This is a genomic window from Pseudomonas sp. R3-41, from assembly GCF_054161485.1.
In genome coordinates this window covers 1,217,678-1,230,511 of the sequence record NZ_CP096421.1, presented here as the reverse complement: position 1 = coordinate 1,230,511, position 12,834 = coordinate 1,217,678, and the positions used below count along the sequence as shown (strand labels likewise).

14 protein-coding genes are annotated in these 12,834 nt (G+C 57.7%); 9 read left to right on the top strand and 5 right to left on the bottom strand.

Going from position 1 to position 12,834, the window contains the following annotated elements; translation table 11 throughout:
* The first annotated feature begins 195 nt into the window (after window positions 1-195).
* The 3 genes from M1D99_RS05580 (at window position 196) to M1D99_RS05570 (ending at window position 4,154) form a co-directional block, all read left to right on the top strand.
* The gene (locus tag M1D99_RS05580; protein WP_458131489.1) at window positions 196-2,940 is read left to right on the top strand and encodes an S-type pyocin domain-containing protein; all 2,745 of its coding nucleotides are present in this window, start codon (window positions 196-198) and stop codon (window positions 2,938-2,940) included.
* Complete coding sequence (locus tag M1D99_RS05575; RefSeq protein ID WP_434574383.1) at window positions 2,937-3,188, top strand: bacteriocin immunity protein; 252 nt, start codon at window positions 2,937-2,939, stop codon at window positions 3,186-3,188. The genes M1D99_RS05580 and M1D99_RS05575 overlap by 4 nt, the downstream gene beginning before the upstream one ends.
* Window positions 3,189-3,389: 201 nt before the next feature.
* On the top strand, window positions 3,390-4,154 hold the full coding sequence (locus M1D99_RS05570) for an N-acetylmuramoyl-L-alanine amidase (protein WP_434574382.1): 765 nt from the start codon (window positions 3,390-3,392) through the stop codon (window positions 4,152-4,154).
* A 42-nt stretch (window positions 4,155-4,196) separates the two neighbouring features.
* On the opposite strand, the gene M1D99_RS05565 is transcribed toward M1D99_RS05570, so the two are convergent.
* The 4 genes from M1D99_RS05565 to M1D99_RS05550 all read right to left on the bottom strand — a co-directional run bounded on the left by M1D99_RS05565 (window position 4,197) and on the right by M1D99_RS05550 (window position 7,903).
* Window positions 4,197-5,108, bottom strand: coding sequence for an SDR family oxidoreductase (locus M1D99_RS05565; RefSeq protein WP_186705057.1), 912 nt, complete (start codon window positions 5,106-5,108; stop codon window positions 4,197-4,199).
* Between the two features lie 514 nt (window positions 5,109-5,622).
* Window positions 5,623-6,525 (bottom strand): alpha/beta fold hydrolase, encoded by a 903-nt coding sequence (locus M1D99_RS05560; protein WP_186705056.1) that lies wholly within the window; start codon window positions 6,523-6,525, stop codon window positions 5,623-5,625.
* A complete protein-coding gene (locus M1D99_RS05555; protein WP_434574381.1) occupies window positions 6,525-7,307 on the bottom strand; it encodes a class II aldolase/adducin family protein in 783 nt (260 codons plus the stop codon). The genes M1D99_RS05560 and M1D99_RS05555 overlap by 1 nt, the downstream gene beginning before the upstream one ends.
* 140 nt (window positions 7,308-7,447) lie before the next feature.
* Complete coding sequence (locus M1D99_RS05550; protein ID WP_186705054.1) at window positions 7,448-7,903, bottom strand: flavodoxin; 456 nt, start codon at window positions 7,901-7,903, stop codon at window positions 7,448-7,450.
* Window positions 7,904-8,055: 152 nt separating this feature from the next.
* Here M1D99_RS05550 and M1D99_RS05545 point away from each other — a divergent pair, with 152 nt between their 5' ends.
* Window positions 8,056-8,529, top strand: coding sequence for a PAS domain-containing protein (locus tag M1D99_RS05545; RefSeq protein ID WP_458132116.1), 474 nt, complete (start codon window positions 8,056-8,058; stop codon window positions 8,527-8,529).
* A 54-nt stretch (window positions 8,530-8,583) separates the two neighbouring features.
* Window positions 8,584-9,189, top strand: a complete 606-nt coding sequence (locus M1D99_RS05540) for a hypothetical protein (RefSeq protein WP_458131488.1) — start codon at window positions 8,584-8,586, stop codon at window positions 9,187-9,189.
* A 4-nt stretch (window positions 9,190-9,193) separates the two neighbouring features.
* Here the strand turns inward: M1D99_RS05540 and M1D99_RS05535 are convergent, their stop codons facing one another.
* On the bottom strand, window positions 9,194-10,153 hold the full coding sequence (locus M1D99_RS05535; protein WP_458131487.1) for a MerR family transcriptional regulator: 960 nt from the start codon (window positions 10,151-10,153) through the stop codon (window positions 9,194-9,196).
* Window positions 10,154-10,373: 220 nt separating this feature from the next.
* Between M1D99_RS05535 and M1D99_RS05530 the strand changes: the two genes are divergently transcribed.
* From M1D99_RS05530 to folX, 4 genes are all read left to right on the top strand, one after another.
* On the top strand, window positions 10,374-10,943 hold the full coding sequence (locus M1D99_RS05530) for an antibiotic biosynthesis monooxygenase (protein WP_434574379.1): 570 nt from the start codon (window positions 10,374-10,376) through the stop codon (window positions 10,941-10,943).
* Window positions 10,944-11,154: 211 nt separating this feature from the next.
* Window positions 11,155-11,865, top strand: a complete 711-nt coding sequence (folM, locus tag M1D99_RS05525; protein WP_434574378.1) for a dihydromonapterin reductase — start codon at window positions 11,155-11,157, stop codon at window positions 11,863-11,865.
* 20 nt (window positions 11,866-11,885) lie between these two features.
* Window positions 11,886-12,446 (top strand): GTP cyclohydrolase I FolE, encoded by a 561-nt coding sequence (gene folE, locus M1D99_RS05520; RefSeq protein ID WP_186705049.1) that lies wholly within the window; start codon window positions 11,886-11,888, stop codon window positions 12,444-12,446.
* The gene (gene folX, locus M1D99_RS05515) at window positions 12,447-12,818 is read left to right on the top strand and encodes a dihydroneopterin triphosphate 2'-epimerase (RefSeq protein ID WP_003178065.1); all 372 of its coding nucleotides are present in this window, start codon (window positions 12,447-12,449) and stop codon (window positions 12,816-12,818) included.
* Window positions 12,819-12,834: the final 16 nt, after the last annotated feature.

The window sequence follows — 12,834 nt, the reverse complement described above, 5'->3', positions numbered from 1 at the left end:
TATGTGCGACTGTTTCCGAGTTAAAACTTCTTGTTTCCTACAGTGTTGTCGGAAAGGCTCACCTGCCTGCATGTGGAGTTCGAACTTATAGTTTCCTTGGTCGCGCAGGATGGGCGACCAAGGAAATAGCCATGAACGACTGCACGTATTGAGTCACGGCATGGCTATTCAGATTCGATTCGAAAGGAACTCGATATGCAGCAAGAAAAAAATATCCTTGTGAATAGAGGCATACCCCGCACGCCTTCGTCATCTAATGGTTATGGATTTAGCGCAAGAGGCGTATCAGGCCCAGACCACTCCGATCGTGCATACGATGCCGTTGATTATGCCATTGATTGGCTGGATGAAAGTAACACATCCACCGAAGAGCTCTTCAAAGAAAATATCAAAAATATTACCCATATAACCAACGCCGAACTCGCAAAAACAAGAGCAGCCGTTGCTGCGGTGGTCCCGCGTGGAACCGATGCGGCCGAAATTGAATTACGAACACTCAAGCTACAACTGTTCAAAGCGAGAAAAGATCATCAAGAACATATAGCGATAGCCAATCTTTATTATGGTCATGATCCACTGACTCACAAGTTTCAAGACGCTCGTCGTAAGGGGTTCGAGCTCGTTGGCCGTCGCGGAGGACAAAGGGCTTACTACAAAGCAATTTCCAAGTGGAATGTCTCTTATGCTGCGGCGTACGAGGCAAAATTCCTGGCTGAGCAGATCAAGCTATTGGATGCTCGCTTAACCGCACACAACAAAGCCATTGCCCAGGCAAACGCAAAAAAAGCCGCTGAGGCTCGGGCAAAGGCTCAAGTTGAAGCCAAACGCGTGGCTCAGGAACAGGCGCGCAAGGCCGCCGAAGCCGAGGCTAAACGCGCTGCTGAAGAACGAGCACGGATTACGCGGATTGCCGCAACAGTAGCAGCTAAACAAGCCCACGATGCCGCCATGGCCTTATGGGAGGCCAAAAGGTGGGCCGCTGCTGAAGAACTTGAGGCGGAGGAAGCGAGGCGTCAGGCAGAAGTTCAAAAGGCACGTCAACCAGCCCGGGCTACCCGTACATTTCCTGTATCGGGCGCCGCGGCAGCCGCCGGCCCAGTATTTACAATCGCAGGCGGGACCTTCGCTCCCAACCGGGTGACCGCCTCGGGCATCACGGATGAGTTGCGCACCGCGGTTTCGGCGACCCTAAAAACAGTTACCGCAATGGCATCACCCACTGTTGCATGGTTCGCGTCACTGATTGACCCGTCGGAGCTGGGCAACGAAGAACGCTACGCCCTGAGTGTTCCGCTGTCAGAACTAGCTCCAGCCAACACCGATGATTTGCTGGCAATCGCAACATCGAAAGGAGAGGCCAATCTCCCGGTGGTGCTGGGTTCCATGACCGCCGACGACGAAATGATGTTCGTCGTCGCGAGTGCCGACGGAACATCGGTGCCCTCCAGCGTGCCGGTCAGGCTTGCAACACTCGACCCTCACAGCAACGTCTACAAATCCTACAGCCCAGATGGCTCATCCACCTTGATGACCTGGACGCCTATCGTAAAAGAAACGGAAGCATCCACGACACTGCCATCGATCGTGCCGAAGATCGACCTCTATGAGGGCGGGACCCCCTGGGCCATAACCGGAGGGGTCGAGAAGAATCCGGATCTGGAGGATTACGATTTTGGTAGTGGATTCGTCACGGTGTTCCCGGTTGAGTCGGGTATTCCGCCCATCTATACCGTCTTTAACAATTCTTCTGAATGGGCTTCCGCGGAAGAGGCACGCAAGGCAGCCGAAGCCGAGATCCTACGCGTAGCCCAGGCACAAGCACTGGAACAAGTCCTGGCGGGGCGCGCCTATCCGATACCTGGCGCGGCAGCCGCAGCCGGTCCGGTGTTCACGCTTGTCGGCAGTAGCCTGGCCATAAGTTCGGAAGCGACCTTGGCAATCCAGGCCGCGCTACGAGCCGCAGTCGCCATGGCTATCGAGTCGCTCACCGCAGTGGCTGCGCCGACCTTGGCGGGTTTTGCGGCGCTGCTCTATTCGCCCAAGCTGGCGAACGGTGAATTGCCCGAGCGATATGCGTTCAGCACGCCACTCTCGGAACTCGCACCGACACATCACCACGATTTGCATGCAATCGCGGCGACCGACAGATTCGTCGACTTGCCGGTACGCCTCACTTCTCAAGCGACCGTGGATGGTCAATCCGAAATCCTCGTGATCAACACTGACGGCATAACCCATCCGTCGAAAGTCAAAGTGGTTCCGGTTACCTATAGCGCTCAACAAAATCTCTACACCGCTACAACTGAAGAAACCCCACCCAGAACCTTGATGTGGACGCCGGTCGTTCAACCCGGAAACAGTTCCACGACCCTTCCCGCCGAGCCGCCCGCCCCGCCTGTTTATACAGGCGCATCGGTAACGCCCATAGAGGGAAGGATCGATCCATTCCCCGAAATAACCGCAGACAGCTTCGATGATTATGTTTTCGTTTTCCCAATCGACTCAGGCCTGCCGCCTCTGTACGTCATGTTCAGGGATCGACGGGAGGACCCTGGGGTTGCGCTGGGGATGGGAGCTCCGGTTTCAGGTGGGTGGATGGACGCAGCATCGAAAGGTGAAGGGGCAGCCATTCCGTCGCAGATTGCGGATCAGTTGAGGGGGAAGGAATTTAGGAACTTCAAGGCGTTTCGGGAGGCTTTTTGGAGGGAGGTTGCTAATGATCCGGTACTTTCCCAACAATTTGATCAGTACAACCTGGAGCTGATGAAGAAAGGGATGTCAGCCATTGTCAACAAGGCTGAACGCGCTGGCAGCCGTAACAAATATGAGCTGCACCACAAAAAATACATTCACCTAGGCGGTGAGGTTTACAACATTGACAACATTAACGTAATGACACCTAAACGGCACATTGAAACCCACCGAGAGCACAAACAATGAGCAAAGCGATAGTGGAAATGACTGAGTCAGAATTCCTGGCATTCGTGATAAAGATCTGTTACGTGGATTATCCTTCGGAAAAAGCTCACACAGCAGCCGTTCTAGAATTTGAAAGAATTTCAGAGCACCCTTCCGGCTCAGACCTAATCTATTATCCGGAAGACGGCCATAACACTCCTGAACAAATAGTCCACAAAGTGAAAACCTGGCGTTCCTCCAATGGAAAACCTGGATTCAAGCAATCCTGATTCTGTTTAAATCGGTGCCCTTTCGCTGCCGCTAGCCCGTAGCAAAAGGGCTTTTTTGTCGCCATTAAAAAATCCTTAGCCTCTAAGCGCCCGTTCCTACAACAAAGCCAGAATCCAACTACGCGCACATAAAAAAACCACTGTTACGCTGAAAGCAATCGCAGCATATCGCTTCGATTTATTGACCAGCGAGTACAGAGAATGCAAATAAACAATACAAGCTATCGTTCAAAAAAAGGTTTTAACAGCCGCGTTCGTTTTTTGGTTTTCCATTACACCGCCGGCAACTTCGCATCGTCCGTCAATGCATTGACCGGCCCTTCCGTCAGCGCCCATTACCTGATTCCCGACTTCACCGACCCCACCTATTTGAAAGAGGGTTTCAAGGAACCGCAGATTTTCAACCTGGTGGACGAGAACCAGCGGGCCTGGCATGCAGGTGTGAGCAGTTGGGGAAATCGCAGCAACCTGAACGACAGCTCGATCGGCGTGGAAATTGTCAACCTGGCCACCGATAACCAAGGCCAATTAACTTTTCCGCCCTACAAGGCCCAGCAGATCGAGGCCATCGAATACCTGGCACTGGACATTCTCAAGCGCTACCAGGACATCAGCCCGGTCAATGTGGTAGCGCATTCGGATATCGCCGCCGGGCGCAAGAGCGATCCGGGTCCGATGTTCCCCTGGCACGCGTTGTATCTCAAGGGCATGGGTGCATGGTTCGATGACGCCACTCAAGAAGAATTCATGCAGGCGTATCGAGCCAATGGAATTCCTCTTCGCGAACAATTGGTCGGGCTATTCAAACGATACGGCTATGACACTTCGGCGGCCACGACCGGTGCAGGTTTCCAGCGCCTGGTAAGAGCATTTCAGTTGCACTTTCGCCCGGCCAAGTATGACGGTGTGATGGACGTCGAGACCGCCGCGAACCTGGCGGCCCTGGTGAAGAAGTATTTTCCCTGAACCGGTTACTGTGCTGACAGCAACCGGCGCGGGCTATAACTGTTAAATGGCGTGCCGTTGCAGATTCGCCATCATTTCCTTCAAGGCTTCCAGGTTGTCATTCGGGTGTACCGCATCCTGGAAATCGCAGATCTGCTGCCAATGGGCGGCGACGTCTTCAGGGGAAAAGCCTTTGCGTGGATCGAAGCCAGCGCCCAGGCTGCGTTCCCAGCGCACCTTGCCCATCCAGCCGCCGCCCACTTCGAACAGGCCGGAGGTTTCCTGGCAAGTCTCGCTGGCCAGGTAAACCACCAGTGGGCTGACGAGTTCAGGCTTGAGTTGCTCGAACACCTGCGGCGGGATCAGGCCTTCGGTCATGCGGGTGCCGCCGGTGGGGGCGATGGCATTGACCAGGATGTTGTTCTTGCGGCCTTCGATGGCCAGGGTTCGGGTCAAGCCATAGAGGCCAAGCTTGGCCATGCCGTAGTTGGATTGGCCGAAGTTGCCGTAGATGCCGGAGGTGGATGCGGTGAAGATCACCCGCCCGTAATTTTGCTCACGCAGGTGCGGCCAAGCGGCCCGGGTCACCTTGTAGGCGCCCTCGACGTGGACGCGGTAGACCAGGTCCCAGTCGGCGTCGTCCATTTTGTGAAACGTCTTGTCCCGCAGGATCCCGGCATTGTTGACCACTACATCGACACGACCGAACGCGTCGAGCGCATTTTGGACCAGCTTGTCGCCGTCGGTTACCGAGTCATGGTTGGCCTCGGCGATGCCGCCCGCGTCACGGATTTCGGCAACCACCCGGTCCGCTGCCGAGGCATTGGCCCCTTCCCCTTGAGCCGAGCCGCCCAGGTCGTTGACCAGCACTTTCGCGCCTTGTCTGGCGAATAGCAGCGCGTGGGCGCGTCCCAGGCCACCGCCGGCTCCCGTGACGATCACGACTTTATCTTCGAAGCGCACAGACTCACTCATGGCAGAACTCCAGCAGGCGAATAGGACAATGGGCACGAGTGTCGGGCACCTGTCGACCGGTCACAATCAACACGGTTGCCAGTGAATGGTGGCCGATAAGGCGGGGGGATGATGCGGGCCCAAGCCCTGTGGGAGCGAGCCTGCTCGCGAAAGCGGTGTTTCAGTCAGGACAGATGTTGGATGTGCTGACGCCATCGCGAGCAGGCTCGCTCCCACAGGGGATTTTGGTGCTCACAAATTCTGTATTCAACCTCGATCTACTGTGGGAGCGGGCTTGCTCGCGAAAGCGGTTTTCCAGTCAGAATGGATGTTGAATGTGCTGACGCCTTCGCGAGCAGGCTCGCTCCCACACGGGACTTTTGTCGCCCACAAATTCTGTATTCAACCTCGATCTACTGTGGGAGCGGGCTTGCTCGCGAAAGCGGTTTTCCAGTCAGAATGGATGTTGAATGTGCTGACGCCTTCGCGAGCAAGCCCGCTCCCACACAGGTTCGCTCCTACAAATGCCAAGTCGTCAGGAACAGGCCATTTGCCTGTGCGGCACGGCGATGGCTTCGCGAAACGCCAGGTAATGCTTGAGCACCTGCACCGGGGCCTCGGTGTGCGGATAGTGGCCGATGTCGGGCAGCAACACCGTGTCCGGGTTGGGGATCAGGGCCTCGTAGCGCGCCACCATGTGCTCACCGGAAATCGGATCAACCGCGCCATCGATCACCCGCAACGGCACTTCGCCGCGTTGCATCGCCTGCACCCAGCGATCACGCTGCACACGGCGCTCGGGAATATAGGCGATGAGTTTGTGCATGATCCGCGGACCGCGATGGGCCTCCACCAGGCTCCAGAAGTCATCCAGTTCGCTTTCGGTAGGGCCGGTCGAGGGCCCGAAAATCTGCCGAAAGCTGCTGGCCAGGCTTTCCCGGCAGAACATTCGCCCCAAGAGCCAGCCCAGGGGACTTAGCAGAACTTTCTGGGCCCATACCGGACGGTGGGTTTCAGGGAACAGACCGCCATTGAGAAAGACACAACTGGCGAGGTGGATGCGCGCGTCGTAGTGCCGCGCGAGCAGCTCCTGGGCCACGCTGTCGCCGTAATCGTGGGCCAGCAGATGCACCGCGCCCTTCACACTCAGGTGCGCCAGCAAGGCCTGTTGCAGATCGGCCTGCTCCAGCAGGCTATAGACGTGATCCGTCGGCTTGGCCGAGTCGCCGAAACCGAGCATGTCACATGCGATCACCCGGTAGCGTTGCGCCAAGGGTTGCCACAGGTAATGCCAATCCCAACTGGCGGTGGGGAAACCGTGGATCAACAGCAGCGGCTCGCCCTGCCCCGCCACCCAATAACGGATGGCATGGCCACGGAACAGGAAGATCTGGCTGCGCTGGCGCCAGATACGCAGGGGGATCTGGGCCAGGGGCATCAGCTGCTATACCCGGTATCGCGTTGATCGAGCTTGCGCAGCAATGCCGGCCAGGCCAACGCACCGCCCATGCCCTGGGCGCTTTTGGTCACGCCGGCGATCATCGCTCGGGCGCCGGCCAGAATCTGCGGCTCGATGGCGATCAATTCGGCCCCGCCGTTCTGGGCCAGGACCTGGATGTCACAGGCCCGTTGAAAGGTAAACATCATCAGGAAGGTATCGGCGATGGTGCCGCCGCATGTCAGCAAGCCATGGTTGTGCAGCATCAGGAAATTGCATTCGCCCAGGTCGGCCTGCAGGCGCGCCTTTTCTTCGTGATTCAAGGCCACCCCTTCGTAGGCGTGATAGGCCAGGCTCGACAGCACGAACAGCGCTTGTTGGCTGATCGGCAACACTCCTTGCTTCTGGGCCGATACCGCAACGCCGGCGGCGGTGTGGGTGTGCAACACACAGGCGACATCATGGCGCACCTCATGCACCGCGCTGTGGATGGTGTAGCCGGCCGGGTTGATGTCGTAGGGGCTGTCCATCAACTTGTTGCCAGCCTGATCGACCTTGACCAGGCTCGAAGCGGTGACTTCATGGAACATCAACCCGAAGGGGTTGATCAGGAAATCCTCGGTGCCGGGGACCTTCGCGGAGATATGGGTGAAGATCAGGTCATCCCAGCCATGCAGCGCGACAAGCCGATAACAGGCGGCCAGGTCCACCCGGGTTTGCCATTCGGCGGCACTGACCTGTTCCTTGATACTGAGTGTCGTTTGGACGGGCGCTACGCTCACGGCTCTGACCTCTGGTTTCTAGTTATAGGAGTCTCGTCATCAAAACGTCTTACGCAAGAAAATCAGTCTAGTCAGGTCTTTCAGAGGCGGTAGTTGCATTGGCAGCCAGCTTACTGGCCAAACGAGTCACCGGATTCGCTTCAGGGGCGCAACTTTTCGATCAATTCGGCAAGCCACGGCTCGGCATCGGTTTCCGGGGTGACGCTTTCGCTGGCATCCAGGCGCAGCATCGGCAACACCTCGCGCACGCCCAGTTCGGCGAACAACTCGCCCATCTGCTCGCCGCCGGCGCAGAAGGTGTCCCCATAGCTGGCGTCACCCAGGCCGATCACCGCGCCAGGCAAGCCGCGAAAGGACCCTGGCAATTGGTCGCGGATGATCGAATACAACGGCATCAAACTGTCTGGCAACTCACCCATGCCGGTCGTGGACGTCACCGCCAGCAAGGCCTCTGGCGCGAACGCCTGCACATCCGTCAACGTCGCGCGAGGGTCGTGCCAGGCGTCGAAGCCCGCGTCGCGAAGCAGTTTGGCGGCGTGCCGGGCGACTTCTTCGGCGGTGCCATACACTGAGCCGGAAAGAATGGCGACTTTCATCGATCTGATCCTGAACCTGAAAAAAGAGCCGGGATAGTAACAGCTGCACCTGCCGGGCTGCGAATGGCTCTCAACGGCAGTGATGGCCAGTGGACAGCCTGTCGATTTCTTTTAAGATGTTGCATCAAGGAATGTTCAAAGGGCGCTTTCCAATGATCAACGCTCAACTGATGCAACTGGTCATCGATGCTTCGAACGACGGGATTGTCATCGCTGAAAAAGAAGGCGAAGACAACATCCTGATCTACGTGAACCCAGCCTTCGAACGATTGACCGGCTATCACCGCGACGAAATCCTCTATCAGGATTGCCGCTTCCTGCAATCGGGTGATCGGGACCAACCTTCCCTGGAGCCCATTCGCAAGGCCTTGAGAGAGGGAGGTACCTGTCGCGAGGTGTTGCGCAACTACCGCAAGGACGGCACGCCGTTCTGGAATGAATTGTCACTGTCCACGGTGAAAAACTCGGCTGACGGGCACACCTATTTCATCGGTGTGCAAAAAAACGTCACGACTCAAGTCAAGGCTCAACAACGCGTCATCCAGCTGGAAAAGGAGCTGGCCGAAGCCCGGGAAACGATTGCACGGCTAGAAGCGACGAACGGTGCAAACAAAACCACGAATTAATGGTCAGTCACTACAATCACCAGTGAATATGTAAATTATCATTTCGAGCCGACCATGCAGCGCGATGCCCTTCTGACGCAGGATGAACTGGATTTCATCCGGACCATGCAACACAACCCGCAGTTGAATGAGCGGGATGTCACGTCGAGCTTGCTGGTCAACGGCGGGTCGCAGATCCGTGACTTGCTGACGCGCCTGGCAGCGAATGAGCAGGTGACGCTGCAAGCCAATTTCGAAAACCAGCAAATGACCTTTCCGCTGCATCTGGTGGAAGACGAATTCCATGCGATGCACCTGCGCCTGGGTGTGCCAAGCATCTACGAGGACGGACCGAAGATTCGCCCGTGGCGCCTGGTGCTAGACGAGCCGGTGGCGCTGGAGAATATCAAGGGCCAGCCGGGACCGCTCTGGGTCCATGAAGTGTCCTGCAAGGGTGTATTGCTGGAAAACCGCAGCCGCACCAAGCCACCCAAGCAATTTGCCTTGTGGTTCAGCCCGTCAGGCTACGAGAGGATTTCATTACGAGGTTCCTTCGAACGGGGAACCGATAGAGGTTTGTTGGCCTATCACCTGAACCAGAACGACCAGGACGAGACCGAACGCCTGCGCCAGTACATCCTGCAGCAACATCGCCTCACCCATCCCACCATGCATCTCTAGTCACTCAGGTGTCGAGGTTGCCTGCCAGAAATTGACGCAGGCGCTGGCGCATCACCGTTCCTTCGTTACCCAGGCAAGCGACTGACGAGCCCGCCAGGCTTTCCTGCGCCAGGTCGGATGCATCACCGGCCAACATCAACGGACAATCCAGGCTCATCGCCAATTTTTCCAGGCGCTTGGGCAATTCCGGGACCGGCGCATGATTGGAAACCAGCACCAATGCCAGCGGCTTGATCTTCTGGCACACCAAGGTCAGCTCGTTGAATGGCAGGCCGATCGACAGCGCCCTGACGCCCACATCCGCCTTGGACAGGAACAGCGCCGTGACCAGCAACTCCAGCTCACGGCATTGGCCAGCGATGGCACAGACCAAGACACGTGGCACTCCACTTTCGCGCTTGAGCAAAAGCCGCTGGACGATGCGCGAACGCAGGAAACCATCGAAAAACACCCACTCACTGATTTGCCCGAACTCCGGCTGGCGACACAGCATTTGTCGCCAAAGCGGCATCAGGATGTCCTGGAAGATGACCGGCACGCTGTAGGTGGAAAAAATTTGCCCATAAACGTGGTCGAGTTCCACATCGTCAAAGTTGGCGACCGCGGCCACCACCTGTTGCTGCCACTGGGCGTAATCGGCCTTGACCAGATCCGATGAAATAAGCGTGGAGACCGGTTGCACCGACTCGGTCTTCGCCAGAATCTTTCCCACTTTGCTTACGGCTACCCCGCGGTCTATCCACGCCAGGATGCCGCGCACTTTTTCGATATCACTCAAAGAGTACAGGCGATGCCCACTTTCGGTGCGAGTGGGTTGGATTAAACCGTAGCGCCGCTCCCATGCGCGCAGGGTAACGGGATTCACGCCGGTCATACGCGCAACTTCGCGAATGGGAAAAAGCTCTTCCCGCCTCAAGGCACCTGATGCCTGGAAGACAAAGCTATCTTCGGTGATCACGCTCATGTTGGCAGGCAATCCGACTGGCAATTTGGATCCCAGTCTACTCCTCCCGAGACGGTCGATGACAAGAACAAAACGCATTTTATGTGCGATTTTGTTGTTTTGTGCGCAATTTGGAATAATCCTTGCGTGTTTTATGGCGACCAGACGCTACCCACCATCCCGGGGCGTCTCCCGCGAATCTCCTACCCGGAGTACTGCGCCTGTCTTACGGAGATACATAATGTCTACCTCACCCGTCACCCTGATGGTGGCCCGCCGCGTCGCCAACGGGCGCTATGAAGATCTGATTGCCTGGTTGCGCGAAGGCGAACAACTGGCCACCGACTTTCCCGGCTACCTGGGTTCCGGCGTGCTCGCGCCACCGCCCCAGGACGATGAATTCCAGATCATCTTTCGGTTTGCAGACGAACAGACCCTGCATGCCTGGGAACACTCCGCCTCACGCACGGCCTGGCTGGGACGGGGCAGTGATCTGTTCGCCCATCCATCCGAACACCGTGTGCGTGGCATCGATGGCTGGTTCGGCGCGGTCGGCCAGCGTCCGCCTCGCTGGAAACAGGCCGTGGCCATCTGGCTCGCGTTCTTTCCCGTATCGCTGTTGTTCAACTTCCTGTTGGGGCCGCTGCTGGGCGAACTGGGACTGCTGAACCGCGTGCTGATCAGCACACTCATCCTGACACCGCTGATGGTTTACCTGTTTATTCCGATGTCGACCCATTTGCTGGCGAACTGGCTCAACGGCGCGCCGCAGCGGGCATTGCCGACCAAGCCTTTCACACAGAATCGATGATGCTGCCAGCCTTGGCAGCGGTCTCTGTGGGAGCGAGCCTGCTCGCGATAGCGGTGTGTCAGGCGATATTTGTGTTGGCTGACCCAGCACATCGCGAGCAGGCTCGCTCCCACAGCGGAATACGGCGATGTATCCGCGGGATTAGCCATCAATAGGTACACACTGCCCGTCGCTGTTATAGTTTTGCTCTTGCCGTGAACCGAGCCGTCCCATGTCCAGCGCCACCGCTCCTATCCTGATCACTGGTGCAGCCCAGCGCGTCGGCCTGCACTGCGCCCGACGCTTGCTGGAGGACGGGCACCCGGTGATCGCGACCTATCGCACCGAGCGCCCGGGCGTGCAGACGTTGCGGGACTTGGGTGCGATCGTGCTGTTCGCCGACTTCGCCAGCGAAACGGGGATTCTTGCCTTTATCGAACAACTCAAGCAGCACACCGACCAACTGCGGGCCATCGTGCACAACGCCTCGGCCTGGATGACCGAGGCGCCTGGCAACGAAGCGACGGCCTTCAGCGCCATGTTCGGCGTGCACATGCTCGCGCCTTACCTGATCAACCTGCATGGCGCCGAACTGCTGCTGCGTTCAACGCCCGCGGATATCGTGCACATCAGCGATGATGTGACCCGCAAGGGCAGCGCCCGGCATATCGCCTATTGCGCCACCAAGGCCGGCCTGGAAAGCCTGACCCTGTCGTTCGCGGCGAAGTTCGCCCCCGCGATCAAGGTCAACGGCATCGCCCCGGCCCTGCTACTGTTCAACCCCGAAGACGACGCGGCTTACCGCGCCAAGGCCCTGGCCAAGTCCGCGCTGGGTATCGAACCTGGCAGCGAAGTGATCTACCAGAGCCTGCGTTATCTGCTGGACAACCCCTATGTCACCGGCACGACCCTGACCGTCAACGGCGGGCGGCACGTCAAATAGCCTTGTTTCGAGGATGCACCATGACGCTATCCCTGCCCCAGCACTACCGCGAGATCCTCATCGGCCTGGGGGAGAACCCCGAGCGCGAGGGTTTGCTCGATACCCCGGTGCGTGCCGCCAAGGCCATGCAGTACCTTTGCCATGGCTATGAACAAAGCGTCGAGCAAATCGTCAACGGCGCGCTGTTCGCCTCTGACAGCGATGAAATGGTGATCGTCGCCGACATCGAACTCTATTCACTCTGCGAACATCACCTGTTGCCCTTCATCGGCAAGGCCCATGTGGCTTATATTCCTACCGGCAAGGTCTTGGGGCTGTCAAAGATCGCCCGGTTGGTGGACATGTTCGCCCGCCGCCTGCAAATCCAGGAGAACCTGACCCGGCAAATCGCCGACGCGGTGCAGCAGGTCACCCAGGCCGCCGGCGTGGCGGTGGTGATCGAGGCCCAGCACATGTGCATGATGATGCGCGGTGTCGAAAAACAGAACTCGACCATGAACACCTCGGTGATGCTCGGCGCCTTTCGCGATTCCAGCACCACGCGCCAGGAGTTCCTGCAATTGATTCGACGGAGCAAGTAAATGCCACAACTTCAGCCAGCCATGGCACGTATCAAGGTCAAGGACCTGCGCCTGCGCACCTTCATCGGCATCAACGAGGATGAAATCCTCAACAAGCAGGATGTGTTGATCAACCTGACCATCCTCTACGCTGCCCAAGAAGCGGTGCGCGACAACGACATCGACCACGCGCTGAACTACCGCACCATCACCAAGGCGATCATTGCCCACGTGGAAGGCAACCGCTTCGCCCTGCTCGAACGCCTGACCCAGGAACTGCTCGACCTGGTCATGGCCAATGAGTCGGTGCTGTACGCCGAAGTCGAAGTGGACAAGCCGCACGCCTTGCGCTTCGCCGAGTCCGTATCGATCACGTTAGCTGCAAGCCGTTAGCCACAAGCCGCAAGTA

What these genes read in the sequence shown, in the direction of transcription:
- M1D99_RS05530 (WP_434574379.1), top strand. Translation starts at nt 10,374, where the DNA reads ATGTCTACCTCACCCGTCACCCTGATGGTGGCCCGCCGCGTCGCCAAC.
- M1D99_RS05575 (WP_434574383.1), top strand. Translation starts at nt 2,937, where the DNA reads ATGAGCAAAGCGATAGTGGAAATGACTGAGTCAGAATTCCTGGCATTC.
- folX (WP_003178065.1), top strand. Translation starts at nt 12,447, where the DNA reads ATGCCACAACTTCAGCCAGCCATGGCACGTATCAAGGTCAAGGACCTG.
- M1D99_RS05570 (WP_434574382.1), top strand. Translation starts at nt 3,390, where the DNA reads ATGCAAATAAACAATACAAGCTATCGTTCAAAAAAAGGTTTTAACAGC.
- M1D99_RS05540 (WP_458131488.1), top strand. Translation starts at nt 8,584, where the DNA reads ATGCAGCGCGATGCCCTTCTGACGCAGGATGAACTGGATTTCATCCGG.
- M1D99_RS05550 (WP_186705054.1), bottom strand. Translation starts at nt 7,903, where the DNA reads ATGAAAGTCGCCATTCTTTCCGGCTCAGTGTATGGCACCGCCGAAGAA.
- M1D99_RS05565 (WP_186705057.1), bottom strand. Translation starts at nt 5,108, where the DNA reads ATGAGTGAGTCTGTGCGCTTCGAAGATAAAGTCGTGATCGTCACGGGA.
- folM (WP_434574378.1), top strand. Translation starts at nt 11,155, where the DNA reads ATGTCCAGCGCCACCGCTCCTATCCTGATCACTGGTGCAGCCCAGCGC.
- M1D99_RS05535 (WP_458131487.1), bottom strand. Translation starts at nt 10,153, where the DNA reads ATGAGCGTGATCACCGAAGATAGCTTTGTCTTCCAGGCATCAGGTGCC.
- M1D99_RS05560 (WP_186705056.1), bottom strand. Translation starts at nt 6,525, where the DNA reads ATGCCCCTGGCCCAGATCCCCCTGCGTATCTGGCGCCAGCGCAGCCAG.
- M1D99_RS05580 (WP_458131489.1), top strand. Translation starts at nt 196, where the DNA reads ATGCAGCAAGAAAAAAATATCCTTGTGAATAGAGGCATACCCCGCACG.
- M1D99_RS05545 (WP_458132116.1), top strand. Translation starts at nt 8,056, where the DNA reads ATGATCAACGCTCAACTGATGCAACTGGTCATCGATGCTTCGAACGAC.
- folE (WP_186705049.1), top strand. Translation starts at nt 11,886, where the DNA reads ATGACGCTATCCCTGCCCCAGCACTACCGCGAGATCCTCATCGGCCTG.